The organism is Paenibacillus sp. J2R1T-4, assembly GCF_059692235.1.
Genome location: NZ_JCAUBA010000005.1, coordinates 268870 through 294416, shown reverse-complemented (window position 1 = coordinate 294416; position 25547 = coordinate 268870). Strand labels below are relative to the sequence as shown.

26 protein-coding genes are annotated in these 25547 nt (G+C 44.0%); 19 read left to right on the top strand and 7 right to left on the bottom strand.

Features of this window, described 5'->3' with window-relative positions; translation table 11 throughout:
* Nucleotides 1-218: 218 nt before the first annotated feature.
* The gene (locus tag AC58QD_RS11795) at nt 219-1424 is read right to left on the bottom strand and encodes an IS110 family RNA-guided transposase (RefSeq protein WP_497333325.1); all 1206 of its coding nucleotides are present in this window, start codon (nt 1422-1424) and stop codon (nt 219-221) included.
* Nucleotides 1425-1757: 333 nt separating this feature from the next.
* Here AC58QD_RS11795 and AC58QD_RS11790 point away from each other — a divergent pair, with 333 nt between their 5' ends.
* The 8 genes from AC58QD_RS11790 to AC58QD_RS11755 all read left to right on the top strand — a co-directional run bounded on the left by AC58QD_RS11790 (nt 1758) and on the right by AC58QD_RS11755 (nt 10275).
* Nucleotides 1758-2231 (top strand): HIT family protein, encoded by a 474-nt coding sequence (locus AC58QD_RS11790; protein WP_497333323.1) that lies wholly within the window; start codon nt 1758-1760, stop codon nt 2229-2231.
* A 518-nt stretch (nt 2232-2749) separates the two neighbouring features.
* Nucleotides 2750-3271 (top strand): VOC family protein, encoded by a 522-nt coding sequence (locus AC58QD_RS11785; RefSeq protein ID WP_497333321.1) that lies wholly within the window; start codon nt 2750-2752, stop codon nt 3269-3271.
* Nucleotides 3272-3718: 447 nt separating this feature from the next.
* Nucleotides 3719-4630 carry an aminoglycoside phosphotransferase family protein gene (locus AC58QD_RS11780; protein WP_497333319.1) on the top strand — a complete coding sequence of 304 codons (912 nt, stop codon included), beginning with the start codon at nt 3719-3721 and terminating at the stop codon, nt 4628-4630.
* A 602-nt stretch (nt 4631-5232) separates the two neighbouring features.
* On the top strand, nt 5233-5427 hold the full coding sequence (locus tag AC58QD_RS11775) for a hypothetical protein (RefSeq protein WP_497333317.1): 195 nt from the start codon (nt 5233-5235) through the stop codon (nt 5425-5427).
* Nucleotides 5428-5480: 53 nt separating this feature from the next.
* Nucleotides 5481-6053 (top strand): helix-turn-helix transcriptional regulator, encoded by a 573-nt coding sequence (locus AC58QD_RS11770; RefSeq protein ID WP_497333315.1) that lies wholly within the window; start codon nt 5481-5483, stop codon nt 6051-6053.
* Between the two features lie 422 nt (nt 6054-6475).
* On the top strand, nt 6476-7123 hold the full coding sequence (locus tag AC58QD_RS11765) for a TetR/AcrR family transcriptional regulator (RefSeq protein ID WP_497333313.1): 648 nt from the start codon (nt 6476-6478) through the stop codon (nt 7121-7123).
* 70 nt (nt 7124-7193) lie between these two features.
* Nucleotides 7194-9512 carry an ABC transporter permease gene (locus AC58QD_RS11760; RefSeq protein ID WP_497333311.1) on the top strand — a complete coding sequence of 773 codons (2319 nt, stop codon included), beginning with the start codon at nt 7194-7196 and terminating at the stop codon, nt 9510-9512.
* A gap of 4 nt (nt 9513-9516) precedes the next feature.
* Entirely contained in the window at nt 9517-10275 is a 759-nt protein-coding gene (locus AC58QD_RS11755) for an ABC transporter ATP-binding protein (RefSeq protein WP_497333309.1), read from the top strand.
* A gap of 296 nt (nt 10276-10571) precedes the next feature.
* On the opposite strand, the gene AC58QD_RS11750 is transcribed toward AC58QD_RS11755, so the two are convergent.
* The 4 genes from AC58QD_RS11750 to AC58QD_RS11735 form a co-directional block, all read right to left on the bottom strand.
* Nucleotides 10572-11201 carry an isochorismatase family protein gene (locus AC58QD_RS11750; protein ID WP_497333307.1) on the bottom strand — a complete coding sequence of 210 codons (630 nt, stop codon included), beginning with the start codon at nt 11199-11201 and terminating at the stop codon, nt 10572-10574.
* Between the two features lie 288 nt (nt 11202-11489).
* Nucleotides 11490-12122: a hypothetical protein gene (locus tag AC58QD_RS11745; protein ID WP_497333305.1), complete on the bottom strand. Its 633-nt coding sequence runs from the start codon at nt 12120-12122 to the stop codon at nt 11490-11492.
* Nucleotides 12004-12471, bottom strand: a complete 468-nt coding sequence (locus tag AC58QD_RS11740; protein WP_497333303.1) for a hypothetical protein — start codon at nt 12469-12471, stop codon at nt 12004-12006. The genes AC58QD_RS11745 and AC58QD_RS11740 overlap by 119 nt, the downstream gene beginning before the upstream one ends.
* A 23-nt stretch (nt 12472-12494) precedes the next feature.
* Entirely contained in the window at nt 12495-13691 is a 1197-nt protein-coding gene (locus AC58QD_RS11735; protein WP_497333301.1) for a polysaccharide pyruvyl transferase family protein, read from the bottom strand.
* Between the two features lie 593 nt (nt 13692-14284).
* Between AC58QD_RS11735 and AC58QD_RS11730 the strand changes: the two genes are divergently transcribed.
* From AC58QD_RS11730 to AC58QD_RS11680, 11 genes are all read left to right on the top strand, one after another.
* Nucleotides 14285-14707, top strand: a complete 423-nt coding sequence (locus tag AC58QD_RS11730) for a DoxX family protein (RefSeq protein WP_497333299.1) — start codon at nt 14285-14287, stop codon at nt 14705-14707.
* A gap of 82 nt (nt 14708-14789) precedes the next feature.
* Nucleotides 14790-15119 (top strand): ArsR/SmtB family transcription factor, encoded by a 330-nt coding sequence (locus AC58QD_RS11725; protein WP_497333297.1) that lies wholly within the window; start codon nt 14790-14792, stop codon nt 15117-15119.
* Complete coding sequence (locus AC58QD_RS11720; RefSeq protein WP_497333295.1) at nt 15116-15535, top strand: SRPBCC family protein; 420 nt, start codon at nt 15116-15118, stop codon at nt 15533-15535. Before AC58QD_RS11725 ends, AC58QD_RS11720 begins: the two co-directional genes overlap by 4 nt.
* Before the next feature lie 227 nt (nt 15536-15762).
* On the top strand, nt 15763-16224 hold the full coding sequence (locus tag AC58QD_RS11715) for a DUF8821 family protein (protein WP_497333293.1): 462 nt from the start codon (nt 15763-15765) through the stop codon (nt 16222-16224).
* Between the two features lie 390 nt (nt 16225-16614).
* The gene (locus AC58QD_RS11710) at nt 16615-17496 is read left to right on the top strand and encodes a GNAT family N-acetyltransferase (RefSeq protein WP_497333291.1); all 882 of its coding nucleotides are present in this window, start codon (nt 16615-16617) and stop codon (nt 17494-17496) included.
* A 114-nt stretch (nt 17497-17610) separates the two neighbouring features.
* Nucleotides 17611-17937, top strand: coding sequence for a hypothetical protein (locus AC58QD_RS11705; protein ID WP_497333289.1), 327 nt, complete (start codon nt 17611-17613; stop codon nt 17935-17937).
* A 15-nt stretch (nt 17938-17952) separates the two neighbouring features.
* A complete protein-coding gene (locus tag AC58QD_RS11700) occupies nt 17953-18969 on the top strand; it encodes a phosphotransferase enzyme family protein (protein WP_497333287.1) in 1017 nt (338 codons plus the stop codon).
* A gap of 632 nt (nt 18970-19601) precedes the next feature.
* Entirely contained in the window at nt 19602-19985 is a 384-nt protein-coding gene (locus AC58QD_RS11695) for a hypothetical protein (RefSeq protein ID WP_497333285.1), read from the top strand.
* 85 nt (nt 19986-20070) lie between these two features.
* Nucleotides 20071-20601: a dihydrofolate reductase family protein gene (locus AC58QD_RS11690; RefSeq protein WP_497333283.1), complete on the top strand. Its 531-nt coding sequence runs from the start codon at nt 20071-20073 to the stop codon at nt 20599-20601.
* 1014 nt (nt 20602-21615) lie between these two features.
* Nucleotides 21616-23121, top strand: a complete 1506-nt coding sequence (locus tag AC58QD_RS11685; RefSeq protein WP_497333281.1) for an S-layer homology domain-containing protein — start codon at nt 21616-21618, stop codon at nt 23119-23121.
* 186 nt (nt 23122-23307) lie between these two features.
* Nucleotides 23308-23814: a GrpB family protein gene (locus AC58QD_RS11680; RefSeq protein WP_497333279.1), complete on the top strand. Its 507-nt coding sequence runs from the start codon at nt 23308-23310 to the stop codon at nt 23812-23814.
* A 163-nt stretch (nt 23815-23977) separates the two neighbouring features.
* On the opposite strand, the gene AC58QD_RS11675 is transcribed toward AC58QD_RS11680, so the two are convergent.
* Both AC58QD_RS11675 and AC58QD_RS11670 read right to left on the bottom strand, forming a co-directional pair.
* Complete coding sequence (locus tag AC58QD_RS11675; RefSeq protein ID WP_497333277.1) at nt 23978-24253, bottom strand: CD3324 family protein; 276 nt, start codon at nt 24251-24253, stop codon at nt 23978-23980.
* A complete protein-coding gene (locus tag AC58QD_RS11670; RefSeq protein ID WP_497333275.1) occupies nt 24250-25191 on the bottom strand; it encodes a hypothetical protein in 942 nt (313 codons plus the stop codon). The genes AC58QD_RS11675 and AC58QD_RS11670 overlap by 4 nt, the downstream gene beginning before the upstream one ends.
* Between the last annotated feature and the right edge of the window lie 356 nt (nt 25192-25547).

Below are 25547 nucleotides of genomic sequence, written 5' to 3'. Positions count from 1 at the left end.
CCAAATAACCCTCCAATATTGAACTGGAAGGTTTTACTAATTACATCATAAACAGACCTTTTGGGGCTCTGCCCCAAACCCTGTCCTCGCCGGAGGGCAGGTGGTCTTTACGAAGACCACTATGGATAGGATCTTGGGCAAGAGAGGGGATCAAGGGTCAAGATCAACTCGCTACGCTCGCCCTTGATTCCCGCACCATATCTGCCTCGTGCCACCTTCTAAACCATATCAATGAAGGATGCTTTTCGCTTCAATAGTGCAAAAATACAATGCAGGAGCTTGTTAACGCAGGCGATCATTGCTACTTTGTGAGGCTTTCCTTCAGCTATTTTCTTGTCGTAGTAAGATTTAATTTTTTTGCTGCCAGTACGCCTTAAACTACAGAGTACAGCCAAGAATAATGTGTGCCTAAGCCTGCTTGAGCCGCGTTTGGTTATTCGATTAATTGTAGCGGTAAATTTACCGGAGATATGGACACTAGGGTCTACGCCAGCGAATGCAACCAGTTTCTTAGGGTGATGAAACCGATCAATCTCACCGATTTCCGAAATAATCGTTGCAGCGATTTTTTCTCCGATACCAGGGATCGATTGGATAATCTTATATTCTTCAATTTCATTGGCAAGAGCATTGATTTGCTTTTCAAGGGCGGTTAGATGCTCTCTATAATGAAGCAGCATGCTGATATACATCTCAAGGCAGATGATATGGCTCTGGAAAGGAGCCTTTCGGAAGGGATTCCGATCCGCCGCAGCCAATAGGGTTTTAGCTTTCTCACCAGCCCAACGATCAGATCTTCGGATACAGAATGAGGCTATCTTCTCCATCAACTTTGCTTCTCCCGCTCGCAAAACAACGTCAGATGATGAAAATGCTAACAAAGTTTTCAGAGAGACTGCAGAGTACAAATCCCCAAACACCCCCTTATATTCAGGGAACACCTGATCTAAAACAGCTTGGAACTGCAGCTTGATTTGAACATACAGGCCCGTTACTGCATCATGCTGCCTCGTTAGATTCCTCAGGTTTAACAACTGAACGCCTCTTGTTTTGTGATTCTCAAAGTCCTCTTTGTAAAAGAGTTCGCAGAGTGCGTAGGCATCTACAGCATCGGTTTTCACCTTGCGCAGACTCGATGACTTCTTTGCCTGATACGACAATATAGGGTTAACCACAATGTAGAGGTAGTGATGATCGTCCAAGAACCGAGTGACGGGTAGATGATAATGTCCTGTAGATTCTAGGATAACCGTTGGTTGATGACTGGTTTCTTCCTCAACAAACTTTAGGAATGAGTGAAAGGTTGCTAGCCCCTCATGAGTATGGGTTACTGTGAAGCTTCTGCCAAAAGGCTGGCCCTTGCCTAAGAAAGCTTGACCCTGACTTTCTCCTTTTGCAATATCTAGGCCAATTACTGGGTTCATCTGATCATATCACCTTCGCATAATGTATTTGCCGGTAGCCCCTAATCCATCTTGCAGTGTCATAGCTTCGCTTGTTATTCGAGATCGTTGTCTCAACCAGCCTCAAACATGTTTCTACAAGTAGGGGGTGAACAGTTTACAACACGGGGTCAATCCCCACGGGCAGAGACGTTCTACCCCGGCTACCCGTAACTAAACCTCTAAAAGCAAATGAGGTCAACCAGTAAAAACTGGCTGACCTCATAATACGAACGGGCAGAATAACGCAACGAACAGAAGTTGCCTGCGTCTAATAGCTGGTTGGAGAATTATGAAAGGAGTTGAATGAGAAAGATGACAGCATCATTTTCACATAAGCCCGAAGGATACGAATGTCCATTTTGTCGTGTTTCGGGTATCGAGCGACCTAATCAGGGAACAAAACAAAGGGATATCATCTATCAGAATGAAAAGGTAACGGCATTTATAGCGAGCAAATGGTGGCCAAACAATAAAGGACATGTTCTTGTTGTTCCTAATCAACATTTCGAGAACATCTTTGAACTCCCTGCGGATTACGCTGTTGAAATTCACCGCGCGGCTCAGCTTACAGCGTTTGCAATGAAAAGTACATATGGATGTGATGGGATTTCTACGCGGCAACATAATGAGCCTGCTGGCAATCAAGACGTGTGGCATTATCATCTCCATGTTTACCCTAGATATGTGAATGATCAACTTTATCTGACTAAGGGTTCTCAGTCCGATCCAGATGAACGCTCTTTCTATGCTGATAAGTTGCGTTCTTGGATAAAGGAAAACATTTAAGGTCTAGGAGGAGCGAATGATACCCTAGTAGGAGATGGACCTGAGATTACGTGGGCCTTACTAGAGGATTGGGAAAAAATAAGGTTCTCTCATTAACCTCCCTCGGTATGATTTGATTTTCTCACGCATGCTCGCTTATTCGCAGGATTCCATCCTCTTGGTTAAGAGTATAGGAGGAGGAGGGAACGACCGTACTAGACTTTGGCAACAATCGCAACGGGGTTGCCAGGACAGATTGGCAACCTCGTTGCTAACGGGTAGGATTGTGGGATTTTTTTACGAATAATAGATTCAAGGAAAGTTGCAGCCTCCAATACTCGGAATTGATCTGAGAACCAGCAATGACGATCATCGACAAAGAATTTGAAGTAACTCTCGTTCTAGGACAGGAAGGCGCAGGCAAGGAATGTCGTGAACGGAGAATGGCACGGAAGCGAGACGGAAAGCACTGAAAACGCAAGTGATAATCTAGTAATTCACAACGAAAAATAGCTATTTAAAAAAGGAGATTGTAGAATATGTTGAACAAAAAAACGGATGGTGCGGATGTGATCGGTTACTGCTGCATGAGATTTCCAGTCACTAATTTGAAAAAATCGGTGGATTTTTATTGTGATGTGTTGGGCTATGAATTGATTTCAGCAGATTATTCGTTTGGAGAGGCACATGTTGCATTGAAAAATGGAAACGGTCCGGGTATTTTTTTGATGGAAACCAAACCGGAAGATGTCACACAATTGAAGTTTGTATTTCCTCATTCATTCTTTATCACCAGCAGCACGGGGCACGTGACGATGGTTGAGATATTAACAAATGATTTGCTTGCTTTGCATGAACGGATTAAACAAGCTGAAGCCCATATTGATAAAGAACCTGTATTTACTAATGATTTCGGTTATTTCACCTTTTTTGATCCGGACGGGCACTATATTCGGGCGGTCGAAGAAAGAGGCGTGTATTTCGACTTGAAACAAAGAATGAGTTCAACACTCAAACGGGATCTGACTGAGCATGAGAATCAATTGCTATGGGGGCTATGAGCTAGTTATGAACAGCAAAAGTTTCTCAGCTCCATCATCTCGGAAATTCGAGGTTCTTGAGCAGGAGTCGCAAAACAATCAGGCTTACAATAGGAACCGGCTTAGAAGGATTCTTTATAGTTTCGCGGCTAACATCAATGATTCACGCTCTCGGTCTGCCTGACGCAAACGAATGGCTACCGACGGATGTGCAAAAGTCTGCATCTCGTGAATTTGACAGGTATGCAACTGGGGAAAGCTTTTTATTTAAAGGAATACCCTTTTGGGAATAAAAAGCAATATATTTTTTTCGATTTAATGAGACACCGTGTCATCCATGATTCCAAGAAAAAGACCTCACTTTTCGGTGGTTACGTTCGCAAACAGGAAGCTAAGGAAGATAAAATTGATTGCGCTAATAGGAACGAGAGCGAAGTAGACTACTTCACTGAAAGGAGCAATTATGGCATGATTGTGATCCCTGATACATTTATTGAAAGAATGCACGAACTCCATGGTGAGCAAGGCGTCGCATGGTCGGAGGCGCTCCCTGGGCTGATCACCGACTGTGCAAGGCGCTTCAACTTTACCCCGGAAGCTCCATTTTCCAATTTATCCATTAACTTCGTACTTAGAGCAAAGCTCAGTGATGGGAAGCCAGTCGTCCTTAAATCATCTTTCATGAAGGACGAGCTTTCTAGGGAAATTAGCGTGCTTCGCGCCTATGAGGGCCGGGGGGCGATTCATGTGCTTGATGCAGACGAGGATTGGGGCGTAGCCCTGCTGGAGGGTGCCGACCCTGGCGAACCGTTGTCGACAATTGAGGATGATGCGCGTGCGACGGATATCTTTTGCGAAGTATTTCGCCGCCTTCACCTTCCGGCACCAACCGGGAGTCTGTACCCGTCCATGAAGCAGCACTTTGCGGCAATCGAGCGATACCGCAATCGATTCGACGACGTGAACATTGCCGCGCCACTGCCAGAGAGCTGGGTAGAAAATGCCGAAGAATGTCTGGCGTATCTCATCACTACCACAAGTGAGAATCTCCTATTGCATGGAGATCTACATCATGAGAACATCCTTCGCCAAGGAAAAGAGCAATGGGTTGTCATTGACCCCAAAGGCATCATCGGCGACATCCATTTTGATACGATCCAATATCTGCTTAACTACGAGGATCGAGGCGGTGACTGTGAGCAAGTGCTGCGGAGCCGGATTGCGATTATGGCCAATCGCCTCGACCTGGATCCTCGCAGAATCGCGATGTGGGGCGTGGTGCGAGGCGTGCTTGAGGCTTGCTGGACGATTGAAGACGGAGGAACGGATTGGCACAGAGGCATCCAAATGACGGAGCGCTTCGCCAAATGCCTGGATTGAGGTCTATCCAAAAAGGGTACCTGAGTAGGTGATGGTTTGCTAACATTAGGGTCTTCAACGCCAGCTTTCGTTAAGCTCCCTCGGAAACAAGAGTTTAATAACACAAGCTGCCGACATTAACGGCAGCCTGCCGAACTATAATACGACGGATACGATAGTGCAATGAACTACTTCTCAAAGGTTAACGCAGTGATTATTTGGCAGCCTTGCCATGTTAACGGGCAGTAATATGCGATGAAGGAAAACCTATGACAGTTAACGAAAAGACAATTTATTGTAATTTCGGAGGTATCACTAGATAAAGCCGAGTTGGAGAGAAGTAATCATTGCTATTAAGGAAAAAGGAAACTCTGAATTATGTCCAGAGTGCATTATCAGCGGTTTGGTGATCCTATAAAATAACGCAACTCATTGAACTCCCTCGATATGATTTGATTTTCTCACGCAAGCTCGTGTATTGGCAGGATTTCATCCACCTTAGATTTGGATGACGTAAGAGAGAAAGTTATGATTGATAGTTTCACAGGTTAGAAGGCATGCGGGAACAGAGGTGGGGGTAGCTTCACCTCATCTCCGAAATGTTAACATTTGTCCAAGATCAGATGAAAATTGAATTTACCGCCTCGGTCAGCGGATTCCATAATCAGTTATCAACTTTGCCAGTCGCGTTCACAGAGGCGATGGAGGCGATGGAATACGGTATGGTCATTGGGAACGACGGAACGATCTTTCACGATCAGTTCATCGGCAAAGAAGAACAAAACATGAATGGCAGCTATTACTATCCGCTAGGGTAGAACAACAGCTTATCAATTTCATTAAAGTTGGGGATTTCAATCAGGCGAAAGATTTGCTTGGGACCGTATTCGAGAACAATAAATTTGAAATGCCGAATTCCGTTCAAGTCGCTAAATGCTTAATGTTTGACTTGGTAGGAACCGTGGTGAAAACATTAAACGATACCGGCGGGGATAGGCAGGAACTATTCAAACTGAAGCCAATTGAACGTGTTATGCAGTGCCGTTCCATCAAAGAAATGCAAATGGAAATGATTCTGGTCTTTCAGGAAGCATGCAGCTTAATTGTGAAGCAAAAGGGCGGGAATACCAATAGGCTTGGCGACGAGGTGAAGGAATTTATCTATACGAATTACACGGATCCCAACCTGAACGTTTCGGCAATTGGTAGCCGCTTTGGCATCACCCCGTGGTATATTTCCAAGATTTTTAAGGAGCAGCTCGGAATCGGCATTCTGGACTATATGAATCGGATTCGTATTGATCAGGCGAAGTTGCTGCTGAATGAACAGAATCGAAGCTTGGCCGATATTGCGCAGGATGTTGGATACAGCGATGTGACAACCTTTGGACGCATATTTAAGAAGATGGAAGGTATTACGCCGGGGAAATATAAAAATACTTAAGGTAAATATTTATTCTAACGAATTCTGCAACAAACCCTCATTTTTATCGCGGAATATTATTAATTCTAACAAATTCTGAAACAACAAAAACGGAGCGCCGCGAGTTTGCGGGCTCCGTTTTCTAATTAATTATGATGAATTAAAATAAATGGGTCAGGCATATAGGATCATGCCTGTCCCGTTTATTTTTTCAAAGCCCCTAAATTGTAATGAAACAGAGGGTTTTTCCAATGTCCATTATAAGGGGTGCACTTCATACTTGAAATTAGAGTTTTTTAAAATGATTATAAAATGTCACTTTTCGGTGAAGTTCTAATCAATGTCAGTTTTTGACGAAGTTTAGCACACCATGTTGACAATCAAAATAGAATGCTATTATATTATAGACAGGCAGTCGGTCGATATATTAAGGATGTGTAAAGATGAGAGTTGTAAAAGAAGCCGAGGAGCGCAGGAACGAAATACTTGATGCGGCGGATGAGCTTTTCGGTGCGAAGGGCTTTGACGGCACAAGTACAACAGATATTCTCGAAAAGGTCGGAATTGCGCGGGGAACGCTGTATTATCACTTCAAGTCGAAGGAAGCTATTATGGACGCACTGATTGAGCGGTATAATGTCCGCCTGTTAGGCGCAGCGCAGGAAATTGCTGCAGACCATAGCATACCGGTAGTCGAGCGCATTATCCGCGTTGTTATGGCAATGAACATAAGTGGCGGTAGCAGCAAGGAAATTATGGAGCACATACACAAACCACAGAACGCGCTTATGCATCAGAAAATACAAAGGGTCATAATCAACGGCATTACGCCGATACTGACGGGAATAATCCGCGAGGGCACACAGCAGGGACTGTTCAGCACGCCGTTCCCATATGAATGCATGGAAATGATTGTGATTTATGCGAATACCGTTTTTGATGATGATATGGTTAAAATGACGAACGAGGAGCGTGCTTCACGCATACAGGCTTTTGTTTTCAACGCAGAAAGGCTGCTTGGTGCCGAAACGGGAAGTCTTATGTCCGTCATGCAGATGTTTGGCAGCGGAAATCAAGGGAGCAATGAATAATTCGGGAAAATCATTCGGTAATTCTGTCTAATTAAAAATCAGTCAAAATGCTTGAGAAAAGAGGTGGCTTATGTATTACAGATTAATCCGCAATGACATTCTAAAGAGCAAAATGATAACACTGACGACCATGATATTTGTCGCTGCTGCGTCAATGCTTGTTTCACTCGCAGCGATACTCGTCGTCAATCTTACGGGCGCGCTAGATACTCTAATGACGCAAGCGAAAACTCCACATTTTATGCAGATGCATTCTGGTCACATTGATACTGCGCGGCTTACGGCTTTTGCGGAACAGAACAACAATGTCGATGAATTCCAAGTGGTTGAATTTCTGAACATTGACGGCGCTCAATTTATATTTGGCGAAAAGTCGCTTGCGAACAGCGTTCAGGACAACGGTTTAAGCGTACAGAGCAGAAAATTCGATTATCTTCTTGATCTTGACGGAAACGTCATCAACGTATCTGATGGCGAGATTTATGTTCCGGTAAGCTATATGAAGGATAACACTGCAAGTATCGGTGACAAGGCCGTAATAAGCGGAAAAGAATTTACCGTTGCGGGATTTCTCCGCGATTCAACAATGAATTCGTCGCTTTCGGCCTCAAAGCGATTTCTAGTAAGCAGCAGTAACTATGCGGAAATAAAAAAACTTGGAAGTCCAGAGTATCTGATTGAGTTCAGATTAAAAGATATGTCGGCGCTAGGCGCATTCGAAACGGCGTATGCCTCCGCAGGACTTGAAATGAACGGGCCAACGGTTACATATGCGCTTTTTAGAACGATGAATGCAATTTCCGACGGGATGATGATTGGGGTTATCCTTCTGGTAAGCCTGCTTGTCGTTACCATCGCGTTCATGTGCATACGCTTTACACTCCTTGCGAAAATCGAAGACGATTATCGCGAAATTGGTGTTATGAAAGCTATAGGGCTGCGTATCTCCGACATCAAGAAGATTTATCTAGCGAAATACGCGGTAATTGCGGCGGCAGGCTCTATTCTCGGGTTTGCTCTTTCTTTTGTTTTTAAAGGCATGCTTCTTGAAAATATACGGCTTTATATGGGGGAAAGCGAAAATTCTTCTTTTGCTGTGGCTTTAGGAATCATCGGCATATTGCTTGTATTCCTTGCCATCATTGCCTATGTAAACGGAGTGCTGAAACGCTTTCGGAAAATATCCGCCGCAGAAGCCATACGCTTTGGCACTTCGCAGGAAAAATCCGCGGGCGCAAAGCGTTTTACCTTGAGCGGAAACAGATTGTTTAGCACGAATATTTTTCTCGGGATCAAAGATGTTCTCGCAAGGAAAAGACTTTACGCCACGATGCTTGCGGTACTGGTGATATCGGCATTTATCATGATTGTTCCCCAGAACCTGTACAACACGATTTCCTCAAAGAGCTTCATCAGTTATATGGGGATTGGAAACTACGATCTACGCATACAGGCCGGGAATATCGACAATATCTCTGAAAAGGTTGCTGAAATCGTAGAGACGATGAGAAGCGATCAAGCCATTTCGAAGGTTGCCGTCCTTACAACAAAAACATTCAAAGCCAAGATGGAAAACGGATCGGAGGAAAATATCAAAATTGAACTCGGCGACCATTCGATATTTCCTATCGAATATTCCAAAGGCAGAGCACCTGCGGCAGAAAACGAAATTGCACTTTCGACTATTTACGCCGATGAGATGAGCCTAAAGGTCGGCGATGTCATTACGCTGGTGATTGAGGGACTGGGGAACGATCTCACGGTAAGCGGAATCTATTCCGACATTACGAACGGTGGCAAGACCGCCAAGGCCGTATTCACCGACAATTCGGCGGGCATCATGTGGAGCATCGTTAGTGCTGAACTTTCGGATAAATCCCTTGTTGACGCGAAGGTTGCGGAATATGCAGACAAGTTTGATTTTGCAAAGATTTCAGACATTGATGAATTCGTTACACAGACCCTCGGCTCGACAATAAGCTCCGTTGAAATGGCCTCCTACGCTGCAATTGCCGTTGCGCTGGTAATAACGGTACTTGTTACACTGTTATTTATGAAAATGCTTGTCGCAAAGGACAGATATTCCATTGCCGTCATGAAAGCGTTCGGTTTTACAAACTCAGATATTAAGAAGCAGTTTGTTTCGCGTTCGGTATTCGTTCTGATTGTCGGAATTGTTCTCGGCACGCTTCTAGCTAACACTCTCGGAGAGATGCTGGCGGGTCTGGTTATCTCAACGTTTGGAGCCTCAAAGTTTAACTTTGCGGTTAATCCGCTTTCGGCGTATGTGCTTAGTCCGCTGATGATGATTATCTCGGTACTTATCGCAACAACGATCGGCACATACCGCGCGGGACAAATAAAAATATCCGAACATATAAAGGAGTAGTCACATGAAAAATATAATTATTGGTGACAGAATCGTAAAATCTTTCGGCGAGGGCGATGAAAAGCGTAATGTTCTCGACGGAGTTTCCGTTGAAATAAACGAAGGCGAGTTCGTTGCGGTTATGGGACCTTCGGGCTCGGGAAAATCGACGCTGATGTTTGCACTAAGCGGAACAGATAACGTTGATGGCGGGAAGGTCGTATTTGACGGTAAGGATCTATCGGCGGCCTCTGAGAATGAGCTTTCAGATATACGCAGAACATCAATGGGATTTGTTTTCCAGCAGCCGACGATGCTCAAAAATCTGAATATCCTCGACAACATTATTCTTCCGTCCATGCGTGACAATCGAAAAAACGTCGCAGAAATATCGGGAAAAGCTAGATCACTTATGAAAAGAGTAGGCATAGCGGAGCTTGAAAAACGCGACATTACACAGGTTTCGGGAGGTCAGCTTCAGCGTACGGGAATATGCCGCGCGCTTATGAACAGCCCGAAAATCATCTTCGGCGACGAGCCCACGGGTGCGCTCAACTCAAAATCCGCGCAGGAGATTATGGACATATTTTCCGAAATCAACGGGGACGGAACTTCGGTTATGTTTGTAACTCACGACGCAAAGGTTGCGGCACGGACGGAGCGTATTATGTTTATGCGTGACGGAAAAATCGTGAGCGAGTTGAAGCTTCCGAAGTTTGACGGGACGGATATGGATGGCAGGGTCGAGAAAGTAACGGTGAAAATGTTGGAAATAGGCATATAATTTGTTATATCACAGTCACGATTTTTACTAATTTATGGAATGCTGCAGGCGTTTCTTTTTATGAGCATCTAGTTGATGACAAAATTACGGATATTAATGAAGAACCTCGCCGAGTCACTTACTGAAAGTAGCTCTTTTCATGGATAGTGGTTCGCAAACGATTAACCCCTCCGAACAGATTAGAGGGGTTTCGACGATTTAAGCCCACGTTTTCTGAAAATTAATCAACTTGTGGAACTGTTCAGGAAAGTTGTACAGGAGATAACCGTTGGGGATACTGTAAAGCAGTGAAGGCTTTATAAGTATGCAATAGCTTCCTGTGTTGTCCAAGTAGCACTGGCAAATGCTTTGTAATTCGTAACAGCTGCTTGAAAATCCCTTTCACTAATTGTTGCTGTGGCATCGTATACAATGGCTGTTTCAAACCCATTTTCGATTAGATGTCTCATATGGGACTCTACACAAATGTTGGAAAGCACTCCTGCAATAATCGTCTTCTCTTTTCTATGTTGTCGCAACTGGTATACCAAATCATTTGTTTGTGGGCTAGCAACCTTATGTGGAGTTGAAACCACGGTTCTCCTATTAAAAATATAAGGTTTGAAAGAATTAACAAAATCAGCTCCTACAGACGGTGGTGTATACTCATTTGCCTTTTGATACATTTGAAGACCTAATAGCATACTTTGTTCATTTCCTGTAAATTGCCAGCCATAATCATGAGGGTATAGATAATGGGGCGAAATGAAAAGCTGGTATCCTTTATTCAGGGCAGTTCTCATTAATAGTTCAAGGTTTTGTATAGTGTTGTTATGCTCAATATTATCTTTTGTCAGATGATAGCCTCTCCCCCCAGGACTCATAAAGTCATTTTGCGGGTCCGTGATTACAATCGCGGTATTATTGGGATGTGGTTTAAACATCATATACTTTCCTCCTCGCAGCTTCATCAATAGGCATTTATATGTAATTTTCAGTTTGTCTTATGTACGTTGTTACAAGAAATTAATGTGCAACTCTGACGATTGGTTGCATAGATAGATGGATTTTTTGCTTAGTGATAGATTGGAGAGGTAAATGGATTTTGAGATCAGTTTACTTAACGGGCACGATAGTTGAATAACAGAAAAAGGCAGAGCAAGACTGTATTGTTCCAGTTTTGGGCTGTTTTTGTTGATGCTCCCACCAAGAATACATAGAATACATGTAGGGAGCTAGCCAACAAACATCGGCCACGATTCATATGGAGTAACGATCCTTTCTTCCAAAGGAATACTCCCGCGATCCTTGATTTGCTGCCAATCATGGATCGGATGACTTGCGCCGTAAACATAGCCAGGCTCATCATGAAACCGCTCATCGAAAGTCGTGGTATCGATTCCAAGATAAAAATCCTTGACCTGCTGGTAGCCCCACTGATCGTAGATGTTCAATAAACCGCTTACATATAGCTCCTCCAAGAATGCCTGATAAGCGGGTTCATCCGGAATCGTAGTAGCGAGTACATGATTTACGGCCTCCAACGAACCGTGGTATAACAGCGCAAGCTGATAGACCGCATTGTAGCTCTCCCAATGATTCGGGTTCGAATAGATGCCTCCTGCTTGCCCTGTCGCATGTGTCTTGGGATCGTTAACCGGATTGATAATAAAGTTGGAAGAGATTAATTGAGCCTTCATCATCAAATCAATTCTTTGCTTCGCTTCCTCACTGATACGATCCCATACCTCAGGCATGTTCTTGGCAAGGACGACAGCTTGATAAGCAGCAGCATAATGCCAAATACGCTGTAATGCCTCCGGCGCTAGGAGGCTCGTTCCTCGCCCCGGGCTCGACAAGATATTCAATTCTTTTTCTTACCTCTTCCGTCACGTTATACCCGTTGATTGTTTGATTAGGGTAATAGTATGCATAAAGTAATATGTACAAAAAGGCTGCATTTGCATCATAAACCTCTACATATCCCCCGTCATATAGGTAATTCGGTTCTGTAGCCGGCGTCATAAACTTATATTTCAAATAAGGCTCCTGAAGGGCAGACAGCAATAAATGCTGATCAAAGACGGGAGTCTCAAGGGAGCCTCCCTTACTGGCCTTTACGGGATGAACTTGCGGTGTAAAGATGATTACGGTTGTTAAGAGTACAGCAATTAAGAAGCTTTTCGCCAAAGTAAAGAAATTGCTTTGTTTCTTCATTTCATCTTCTGCTCCTCTCCAATTCAAGTTTCCTGAAACTGCTGCTTCAGTGTATCCATCATAGCTCGCTGCCGCTGCCTCACCCTATCAAGGGCTTCAATCGCCTTTGCATTTGCTTCTTTCGGATTCCTGGCGAGTTCCAGAACCGTCGGGACGATTCGCGGAACCTCATCATCCATGTCCATATCGAAAAGCCAATCGCCAAGGCCGATATCCCTCCACATAAAGCCTTTACAGGTCTGTTCCGCCCAACGGCAGACGATGGCCGGAATGCCGTTCCCAATACACATGATGGGGGAATGCATCTCGTTCCCGAACAATCCGGCGGAGCGTACATAGACGCTAAGTGCTTCATCGGTCAACCAGAAGTTCGGACGCCACACCACATGCGAACGTACATCCTCAGGGAGCTTGTCGAACAACATCTCTTTCCCCACCGCGACCTGCGTCATGTCCTCGGGGCAAATCAGAACCTTGAGACCTGTCTCCCGAACGACGGCACTGATGGCTTCCCGCAGCTGCGCATGGTCATGCTCCTTCATCTCCTCATTACGTGCGTGCTTCGCTGCATCATACGGAGAGTTGCGAATCTTCCAATAGGGTGTGTATCTCAGCTTCGGGATACAACAAAGAAAAGAGCCCTTCTCCAGACCGTGGTCCTTCAAAAAGGCATCCGCTCTCTCGTCATCCCGTACATCGCACGAGAATGCAGCGTCGGGTCCAAACTCCATAACCGGACAAGTAACACCGACCTCCTTTGCCTTCTCCAATGAAACCGAATCTCGAAAATAAATGAACTTTGCCGAGTTCAGAACTTCCTTTTCCTTCTCATCACCACTATAGGAAATACCGAATACACCATAGGGCTTTCCGGTAAGCTTCATAAAAGCTGCAACATCTTCACTTGCCACCAGCCAAGGGCCTGAACCATGCAGCAGAAAATCGCATGCTTGAACCGCGTTCTCTAGATCCGGATCAGAAATTGTTCCATCCGGGCCAATGCTTCCTTTGACGATACGAAGTTGAGGAAATCGCTTATGTTCCATAGCAGCCACCTGGTCGGTCAAATCGTCCGATGCCCATAAGATGACCTGCGCCTCAGGAAACTGCTCTTCAATTAATGCCAACACACCGGGAGTGTGCGCAATATCCCCGATATTCACCACTTGCCACGAAGAACGCAGCAGGATAATCGGCGATTTTCTCACTGGAATGCCCATTCTTTCATTACCTCCGTTTGCAATTCGATTGAGCCTTAGCAAGCGCCTACTTAGAATTATAGGAGGGTGTCCGCTTTTATGTACATGAGTAAAACCCGTTTCCAATGTTCATTTGATTACATTCGAGTTGTCATTTGGTGCTTTCCTGCCCAATTCCACCAATCGGAGTTCTAAGGAGAGGAGAGTGATGAGCTTGTTATGCAAGTGTGCTGTTTTACACCCATGGTGAGTACAAAAACGAGAATGAGAGGAGAGCGATGGCTTCATTGCTCAACAAACGGGCAGTTATCTAGAACCGAATGAGATTAATCAAGCAGTCCTGACGCCCACCAAAACTGAGTCATGATCAAAAAACTTCGGCATTATCGCGCCGAGGCTTTTTAACATGCAGTCAAAGAGGCAAATGGCATAAAATGTTGACACACATAGCTGATTGACAGTTTTCATGAGGAGTATAAAAATATTGTTGACACGACACCAAATGGTGTCCTATAATCAAAGTGTCACCAAATGGTGTCCGATTAGAAGTAAACCATTTGGAAAATTTGAAACCTGAATAAGGTTCACTTGAAACCATTATGAGGAGGAAACAAATGAGTACGAGTATCGGTGCGAAAACAACCCAGAAAGTAGAAGCCCAGCCCAGGGGGAAAATGATTGCTTATTGGACAGTCACATTGCTGCTCGCTGCAGCTGTTATGTTAAGTGGTATCGGGCAACTGATGCAATTGGAGGGAAACATCGAGTTAGTGACGAATCTTGGTTACCCATTATACGTATTGACTATTCTTGGGATTTGGAAAGTTCTTGGAGCCATCGCTGTCGTCGTGCCGGGTTTTCCTCGGCTTAAAGAATGGGTTCACGCTGGTATCTTCTTTTTAATGACGGGTGCAACTTTATCACATGTGTTTGCTAACGATTATGGTGATTACGGGTTTTATATTATCCTCCCGCTTTCATACGCTGCATTAAATATCGCCTCGTGGGCGCTGCGCCCGAAGAGCCGTATGCTTTAAGGAGGTGCTAAAATTAACGGCCGTCCATTCGTACCGCAATAGATTTCTACTATCGAAAAAATAATATTTGGGAGAGGGTGCTGTGAGCGAGAACAACCGGTTGCGGGATGTGTTTGACGCGATTGCAGATCCAACTAGACGCCGACTGATTCGTCTGTTAGCAGAGGTAGAGGAGTTGCCGCTTCATGAATTAACGGCACAGTTTCAAATGGGCCGTACAGCGGTATCCAAGCATCTTACAATCCTTAAAGAGGCCGGACTGGTACTTGACCGAAAAGTCGGCAGAGAAACGCGATTTAGGCTAAACGCCTCCCCACTCAAAGAAATTCAAGATTGGGTGGCTTTCTACAGCAAGTTCTGGAGTGCGAATATGTTGCGCTTAAAACAACTATTAGAGGAGGAAGAAGAATGAGTTTAACATTAACTATGGATTTTCAGTTTACGACATTAATCGAGAAGCTTTGGTCCGCATTAACCGATTCAAGCAAGCTTGCCAAGTGGGTGGCCAACATCCACACCGGTCAAGCGATGGAGAATGATTTTAAGCCCGTCGTAGGACACCGTTTTCAGTTTCGAACTCAGCCGACCGAATATTGGAATGGGATTATTGAAGGCGAAGTGCTTATCGTGGAGGAACCAAATCGGTTGTCCTATACTTGGGCGAGCGGAGAGAAGCACACGGTCACCTGGACGCTGCAGGATTTAGGGGATGGTAAGGTCAACCTTCATCTCGAACAAACTGGAATCTCAAATGAACCAGCACTGGGTGGAGCGAAGTATGGCTGGAGTAAATGGTGTGGCGGTCTTGAGAAGGTGTTGGAACAGTAACCGCATTCGGTACAAAAACATCACCTACTATTTTTCACAGGGCGTTAACGTATAAGAAAATAGCAAACGGCTCGGAACATAGCCATAATAATATTCATCGCGTTTCGCAACAAACTGATACGGATCGTCACCTTTGTAATCATTCAAAGTTATGCGTGACAAAATAACTTTTGATGAAATGTGGATTCCTGTTGTTAGGAAATAAAGAGATAAGAGGAGAAATGGAAATGTCCTATATCGTCGATTTCAAGAATGTGTCTACGGTTGGTTTAGAGTCATCACCTGTAATAGAAGCGCTTGCTGGTTTACGTGCTAATGAAGCCCGTTACTTTATGAACAAATACAAGCATGAATTTACGGTTGTACTAGCTAGCGAAAGCCAGGAGAGCCTTGATTATGTGAACCGAATTTTGAAAGAACGTGACATTGAGTTTGCTGCCAAACCTTTAGAAACGTCGCATTTTCAAGTGGAAAATATTCAATTTACCTACGTCTTTTATGAGGATGGTCTTGCGCTCAATGTCATGTATACGGTTGATGATCCTAAGAAGCGGGCCGTTGGTTTTAAGCTTTCTGAGGGGATGGAGGTACCAAAGGAGTTAGAAGGGAAATTTAAGTTTGCTAGGCAGAAGTCTAAACTAGCTGGAACAATTCGGGGCTCGTTTTTTGTAATTAAGGGAGAATATTAAAGTAAAAAAGAGCACCCGATTCAACATAAAAAAAACGGGTTTTGTATTGAGGGGATTATACTAACGGAGTACAATAGTTCTGTAGTGTAACAGAATTGAAATCTTATTTTCATCCAATTTTAATGAATTAAGTCTATACTAAATTACGACCCCCTTTTAATATACAATCTTAGACCCTCAGCCTGTTGCTGTGGGTCCTCTTTTTGCTTTTGAACTAAGCTAACGGGCAGTTTAGCTTAATTATAAGCATTCTTTACGTCCCAAAATCTAGGGATTAATTGTAAACTCAAGCTATTATCTATAGCTTGGTTGAGGGAGTGTTCTGCGTGGAATTACATAGCGGAGCACGTAATAAATAATTATTCTACTTAGAAAGGACAACATTTTTCAATGATAATACATAGTTATGACTACAAACACCATGACGAGTACCGAGCAAGCTTCAATCGACTTTCAAAGCTAGTATTTGGTATTGAGTTCGAAGCATGGTACCAAAAGGGTGCCTGGGACGACCATTATATTTGCCACTCATTTGTTGCTGATGACGAGGTAATTGCTAATGTTTCAGTAAGTAAAATGAACTTGGTCATTAATGGTGAATGCAAAAGGGCTCTTCAGATCGGAACTGTAATGACTCATCCTGAGCATCGGTGTAAGGGATTGTCAAAACAACTGATGGATCATGTATTGGATACATATGAAGGCACATGCGACTTGTTTTTCTTATTTGCGAACAGAACTGTGCTCGAGTTTTATCCCAAATTTGGATTTGTTACCTTACCTGAACACCAATTTTACCTAAATATATCTGATGAACCCATAGATAATCTAATATCACTGGAAAAACTGGATGTTTCCACGAAAGAACATTGGAATTTAATTAAACTGAAGCTTAGCTCCCGTAGACCAATTTCAAAACATTTTGGTGTTACAAACAACCAAGGGTTATTTCAATTTTACGCTTTGAACGTTTTTCACGAATGCCTTTATTATTCGCGAACTGACGATGCCATCATAGTTTTTGAGCATGAAGGCGATTTGATGCATTTATATGATATTGTTAGCGACAAAGAGGTAGACATTGAAGCGATGGTTTCACGGATTACAACGGGACAAACAAGGCAAGTTCGGTTTCACTTCACCCCAGACCAAATTATTGATAAAGCATATGCAGAACCATTCGGCAAGCATGAGGATGTCTTGTTTATTAAGTCGCTTTCTGATTTAGGAAAGCTATCTGCATTCTGTATACCTAAATTGGCTCATGCGTAGCGCTAAACTATCGGGTACAATAGTTCAATAATCAAGGAGCAGATCGCATGGCCGACGCTGCTCCTTTTTGTTGACGTAATGGGCAGGATATCGTGGAAATAAGTGGAATTTTATATGGTAGGTATAGGTTTTAAGCATACACGAATGGTGCGATTAGATGATCGGGAGAACCCGCAAGTGACGCGGATTCACGTCTCGTACGTGCTTTCTTCCGAGTCGGTATCGTGGCAGGAGGTGATGCGGCGCGTCGACAGCATGATTGTAAAGCAGCTGAACAAGCTGGCCGGTATTTTCTCGGAAACGCACATTACGGAGGAGAACCCCTTTAGAGGGGGCGCTGCTGGACAATTACCTGGAAAGCGGTCAGCAGGAGGCCTTCCGTCAGGTGGTCGCCGAAATTTTCGATTGAAAAAATTATGCAACTACTTAAATTATGAATGAAAGAAGGTATAGAAGGTGATACGAGAAATTAAAGAGCAATTCACTGAAGAGATCCTTACCGAAGCAATAAAGCGATATGACATTAATAATGACACCGTTCGTTTATTGGGCGGTTATGAAAGCTTTGTTTATGAATACCAGAAAAACAATGCATTTTTGATATTAAAAATCTCACATACAATTAGAAGATCAAGAAATAATATACGGGGTGAAATTGAATTTTTAAATTTTTTGTCGACTAAAGGACTGGCAGTTTCAAATGCTGTTCCATCGACCAGGGGTAATATGGTTGAAGAAATTGCTGCAGAAAATGGTTCGTTCCTAGCCATTTCATACGAAATGTCTCTTGGAAAAGAAGTGTCGGGTGAAGATTGGAATGAATCGCTTTACGAAAAATGGGGCGAATTTCTAGGGAAAATCCATCATGCCACAAAGAGTTATGAATGGAGTAATCCGGCGTTTAAACGACAAGCCTGGGACCAAGAAGTTCAATTAAAGGCGGAGAAATACCTTCGACCTGATGATATAATGATTTCAATTCTAAAAGAAAGATTAACAAAACTTACTTCTCTGCCCAAGTCCAAAGATACATACGGTTTGACTCATACTGATTTTCATCAAAGTAATTTTTATCTGCATAACGGAGACATTTATTTGTTCGATTTTGATGATTGCGGTTATACATATTTCGTAAACGATATTGGGATTACATTGTATTATGCACTTTCTTATCCGTTTAAGGAGATTGAAAATAATTCGGAATATTATAAATTGTTTTTCCGCCATTTTATGAAAGGTTATCTGAAGGAAAATACAATCCAAGAAGAAGAAATAGTATATTTACAAGATTCTATTAAACTTCGTCATGCATTGCTGTATATTTATTTTCATCAAGCAAACGATGTGTCAAATTTGGATGAAAAATCAATGAACTGGTTAAAAGAGCTTCAACGAATAGCCGCTTCTGATGACCCTATGCTGCCGATTGATTTTGTTCAAGAATTTAAAAGCATTTATAATAGTATTCATTAACCTGGGAGCATCGTATTTTACTAACGTAGGGGCTGATTTGTGAAGGGCATCAAAAGTTTCTGGTTTCAATAATCGGAAAACCTGCAGGGGATTAAACTAACGGGTAACTTTAGTTCAATAAGAAAACAGGACGTGGCTGTCGGCATGGGTCGGCAGCTTGTTTTGCGTTAATGGGGGCATGCTGGATCGGCAATGGATATATGTTCTTGTCATCCGACAACAAACACAATGACGGATTGGGGTGCTTTTGAAACTTATTTTTTGATGATCGGAAAAACACGTCATATAATGTGTAACAATATATTTTAAATGGCGGGCGACAAGAACATTATCCCATTCCCGATTATTTTGACAAGAACTTTATCTCAATCCCGACAGGGACATTATGTAGGTGAAATGATTTTCGCCATTCCTTATTCAACGGGCAGATTAGCGCGGTGACAGTTTTCTCTGTATGTTGGATTATTGGGAGTTTAGTGGAATAGCTATCGCGATATATTTTAACATAAAAAGGGAATGGTGAGTTATATTGCGAATACATTAACAAAACATTCATTTGAGAAGCTGGTCACCACTTTTGTTAAAAGAGATTATGAGATGTTTGCAAAATTTAACGAGGATGTGTTGTTGATATGAAATTAAAAGTTGTATTTTTACTAACAACTATCTTGTCTATTGCAATATTAAGCTCATGTTCCAATTCAAAAATGATAACCAACAATACACTACATGGTACGTCTTGGTTAACAAAACTCTCACTTGACCATAAGGACTATGAATTATTTAACACTTATTTTACAGACCCACGAAAGAATAAAATTAATAAAGAACAATTTGAAGAATTATCTAAATTAACAACGGCAGCCTGGTCGCATGACTATTATAGTCTTATTACTTTTAGCAACGGAGAAATGGTACTTATAAATGTTGTAGAGGATTTAGAAAACGAAGGATACTATAAAGTACAAGACATTAAACAAGTTCCAGAAGAGATGAAAGGATTATTCAAAAAATGATTATGACTGGTATCGCGCGCCGGGCTGGCGCCACATCAGTCGAAACATTAGAGAATCAACCTAACCCACTTAACCACCTTAATACATGAATGTGACACTGGACGGTTGCTGTGACCATACGCAGGTGATTGCAGATGAGGAGCTCCACCAGTATTCGGTGGACATGATGGACCAGTCCGACGGTCTGCTTTTTGGACGCGAAATCTATCAGTTGATGGAAAGTGCCTGGCCAGCCATAGCCAGCAGCGGCGCCGGACCCCAATTCTTGGTCGACTTCGCACGCAAGCTCGATCGGAAACCCAAGTACGTGGTCTCGCGGACGCTGGATCAAGTGTCGTGGCAGAACTCTTTCTTATTGAAGGGGCCTGTTTCCGAGGAGGTGCCACAGCTTATGGCAGAAGGGAAGAGCTTACTCGTTAACGGCGGTCCCGGCCTCGGTTCCACCCTGGCACAACTGGGATTGGTGGATGAGTATCACTTCCTGGTACAGCCCATCGTTGCCGGACGTGGTCCCCAATTGTTGGGGGGAATTCGTGATCGACTGGACCTGAAGCTGACCGGGACCAAACCTTTCGGCTCTGGCGTCGTGCTGCTCCGCTACACACCCGTTCGTTGACTGCTTGGCTGATAACCGCGGCTTGGCACTGCCACACGAATAATACGAGCACAAGATGTAGCCGGCAAACATTTGTCGGCTGCTTCGTTTATATCACGAGGAGCATCTCTGTTCCAACCTGGTAGGGCAGGATATAGTTAATGTGGCGACAGACTGATCTTTCCTCCGCTAAGCCGCCTGTTGTGACAAGCTGCCTACGGTGGAGCAGGAGGTCAATACGATGAGAGAAGGAAACAGATAACCCTACATCAGTTTGTTAACGGAGAACAATAGTTCTGTAGTGTAACAGAATTGAAATCTTATTTTCATCCAATTTCAATGAATTAAGTCTATACTAAATTACGACCCCCTTTTAATATACAATCTTAGACCCTCAGCCTGTTGCTGTGGGTCCTCTTTTGCTTTTGAACTAAGCTAAAGAGTTTTACTGGATAATTGACGATGATATTGCAAGGGTAGTTATGATCAAGATTAAGCTGGCGAAGGCAATGAGTTCATTACTACGGAGTACGATAGTTGAATAACAGAAAAAGGCAGAGCAAGACTGTATTGTTCCAGAAAAGAAATTACAGGACGAACTGGTGGATTGAAGGAAAAACTTTACCAGGTATTGAAATCCCGGACAATACATCTTCAAATCGGCAGAAATTCAGCGGCCATCTTGAAATAGAAAAAGGGCCCCGCTGATCAACAGCAGGGCCAAGAGAAGAAAAAAAGGTTATGAAGAACAGGGTGTCCCGTTCTTTATTAAGAACATTCGAAAACAACGTTTTGTTTTATGGCGAAATTATAAAAAAAAGTGTGTGGTAAATATATCCATGATGGATATGGACCATTTCGTTTCCTTCAGGCGTCCGGGCGATAAACTTCTCGGTCGGTTTAAATTTGCTATATAATATACCAGTTCACAAAATCTTCACAAAAAAGGTTCGTTTGGGGTGTTCTATATAAAGAACACTTTGTTACCCTTAAAGAGAACGTCCAATCGAAACCGAAACAAGAGAGGAAAACCAAATGAAAAAAATGCTGCTGCTATTGTCTGTCTCTTTCGTAACCTGCGTTTGGACTGCACCTTCTGCCCTTGCTGCGAGTTTCACGGACGTGCCGGATACGAGCCCCTATCATGCGTATATCGAAGACTTGAAAACGCTTGGGATTGTCGACGGCATCGCCCCCGGACAATATGCACCGGAGCAATCGCTGACCCGCGCCCAGTTCGCCAAGTTGACCGCCACCGCTTTCGGCTTGAAAGACTCGGGCGGCTCAAGCCCTTTTACCGACATCCGGGATCACTGGGCGGAATCCTACATACGCGCCGTAGCCCAAGCGGGAATCGTTGAAGGTACTTCGGCCGCGGCTTTCTCCCCGGAACAGCCGGTAAGGCGCGAAGAAGCCGCCACGATGGTCTGGCGGTATGCCCGGAATCACGGAATCTCGCCTGAACCGGAGGTCGTCTTATCGGACCAACCGGCCGTCTGGGCGGTGGAAGCCGTCACGGCCGCCATCGGCCACCATTGGTTCGGACCCGACGTCAAGCAAACCGGGGGCGAATGGGCTTACCGGCCGCATGAAACGATGACCCGACAGGAGATGGCCGCGTTGCTCGACCCGGCGGTGAAGGAGCTGTCGGCCCCAAAACCGATGGCTATTCCGGACGCGCTGGAGGCAGCCCCCGCGTCCGCGGCGACCCCTCCTACGATTACACCCGCTCATTCAGGCCATCCGCAGTACAAGTCCACCTATCTGTGGAACACTGGCAAACTGCTGCAAAGCAAAGCCGAGGTGCTGCAGTACCTGCAGAAAAACCAGATCAATCTTGTTTTTCTGCAAATCGACATCGATGTGCCCTCCAGCCAATACGCCGACTTTATTCGCGAAGCCGGGACCCTCGGCATGGATGTGCATGCGATGGATGGAGCGCCCGATTGGATCCTGCCCAACAGCCAGGTTAAGATGTACAAAACGATCGATTGGGTGAAAACTTATAATGCCGGCGTTGCGGCCGATTCCCGGTTCAAGGGCATCCATCTCGACGTGGAGCCGTACACCATGCCGATCTGGAAACAGCAAACCGATGCGTTGCTGGGGAACTGGCGGGACACCATCACCGGCTTCGTACAGCAAACCAAAGCCGGCACTCCGGACTTGATTGCCGGTGCGGCCCTGCCGAGCTGGCTGGAGAGGTTCGACGTTCCGGACGGACAAGGCGGACGAAGCACGTTATCCGAGTGGATGATCCGCCAGTTGGATCAGACCACCCTGATGGCCTATCGCGATACGTCGGAAGACATCCTCTCCAGCGTCTCGACGGAAATGGACCAGGCGGACCGGGACGGCAAGTCAGTCATAATCGCCGTCGAAACGAAGCCGAGCAGCGAAGGCCCCATCACCTTTTACCCCAAGGGACAGGCCGTCATGATGCAGGAGCTCGGGAAAGTGACCGATACGCTCCAAAAACGTCCCTCGTTCTCCGGTTGGGCCATCCACGAGTACGACAGCTGGATTCAGTTGAAAGAGTAAAAGTTTGCAAAGAGCTGCGACTGTAGCTCTCAGGCTGTCGAGAAAGTCTCGATGGCCTGTTGCTTGTTCATCTTTTTTAACACGACACCGCGTTAATATTTCATTGACACCTCTATCTCACTTTAATACGATGATGTAATGCCCTAATCGAATCGCAATGAATATTTCCCTGAGGAGGTTAATTAGATGAATGTTTTGGTTACAGAATACAACGATAATTGGAAACAGAAGTTTAGCGAGGAATCTCAAAAAATAAAGGATATTTTTGGTGATCAGTTAATCGACATTCATCATATAGGTAGCACTTCAGTACCAGGGTTAAAATCCAAACCAATCATTGATATCATGCCAGTAGTAAAAGATATTGAAAAAATAGATTCTTTTAATGAACGGATGGAAGAACTTGGTTACGAATGTATGGGCGAGCTCGGTATGAAAGGAAGAAGATATTTCCGAAAAGGCGGACATAATCGCACGCATCAAGTGCATGTGTTTCAAGGGGATAACAAGGAAGATATTTCTCGCCATTTGGCGGTAAGGGATTACCTCCGATCGCATCCCGATGAAGCAAATCGTTATGGAGATTTAAAAGAAAGCCTCGCCAAACAGTTCCCAAGGGACATTGAAGCTTATATGGACGGTAAAGATGCGTTTGTTAAAGAGTTAGAAAGAAAAGCACTAAATTGGTACTAAATGGGCAAGAACCGTTAAGCTAAAGGGACGTTAGTTGAACAACGTTCGCTTCGGCAACCGCTTAACTAAACGGGCAGTATAACGTAGAACTTTTATTGTGAACATGAATGAAAAAAATGGAGCCTCGCCACGAACAGGAAAGACTCCAAACTTTTGTAGATTATTAACAATCGTCGGTATGTATCTCATACAAAATTCCACGAATGCGTTCTTCGCTTAAACAGTAAATGTCAGCAAGCTCGGATGCGCTAAATCCATCCATATATTTCTGATAAATTTCCTGGTTTCTTTTCTCCAATTGCTCTCGGGCTCCGGAATTTTTGCCCCATTGTGTTCGCTCTGTCTGGGGGATGTATAAGTGCTCGCCCCTAACATATTTCTGAATCTCCCGAATTAATTCCTCGGGCAGGATGTCTCGAGCGTTTTTATATCTTTTCATTTCTCTGGTACCAACATCTTAGATAAGGAAAAGAAATTGGAATTGATTTCGTCAAACCCTTCCCGAACCATTAGCGTGAAATTGTCCACATTCTTCAAGCTCATTAGGGAATTAACCACCTGAATGTCGAGCTGCTTCATGGTCGTGAGTACGCCCTGCAGGAAGCTTCTTTTCTGCTTACGAGACAACGAGAACCTCGGACGAAAGTGAAGGTTAAATGCTGCCGCAGAAAACAAACCCTGATCTCTTCTGAACACTTTGTAATATGCGATAGCCATCACTTCATCGTTTTCATTACGCATCGTAAGCAATACTGTATTAGGTTGAAACCGAGGCGAGAATTGGTAGTTGAAAATTACGGCATCCGGCCCTGCATCATCCTCTAGCATTATCGAATGAATATCCCCCAGCTGCAGCCGGTTTTCCACCTGAATTCGCACTGTATCCAATTGCTCCGGAGCTAGCCAATCCTCCATAAGCAGCCGCGTAGAAACACGCATGTATTGGTCCGAGATGCGGAACCCTAGCTGTTCGAACTTAATGATCTCGAGATTGCGGATCTGACCAAACTGAGTATTAGCAAATATAAATAAGCGGTCGCCGCCATGCTCTTCTATGACTTTCGAGCATTTCTCCACTAAACCGGCAAGATGCTCATGTGAGCTTTGTTTAATACCGTATTCAAGCATCCCGCTTTTTCCACGAATTTCTACGGCCATGACTCCGGTTAATTCCCCTTGCTCTTCGATCACGAATGCTTTCACCTGTGGACTTGCTTTGCTATCTTCAGGAAAGATCCATTTCTTCAGAAATTGTGCGGAATAATTAACCGCTTGATTGTGAGAATAGTGCTGCCGTGTTTCAGTAATTAAATCACGAATGTTTAAGAGATTCTCTTCTGCTTGAACTTCTCGAATAACTGTGTTCGACTGTGTCATTGTTATCAGCTCCTTTTAGTTCTTAATAACAATATCATGCCAGAATAGGTCCTGAATGGAAATCTTGATATTTTGTATAATTGTTTGTAAACAAGCGATAAATCTTATGAATTGTCGTCTGAAGTTTTCGATTCCATAGCGATTATGGACGCGAAGGGATTGCGCTCACGGAGAACTATAGTTGAACAAGTGAGGCTGCTGGCATGGCAGCCTGTTCTGCTAACGGTTAGTTGATCAAAAGAGCGTATAACAATAATAATATATTGTAATGCGATAAATAATATGTTAAATTCAAACTACCATTAACTAAATGTGGTCAATTAAAAAACCGTTCACTAGTTACAGGAAGGAGCCGT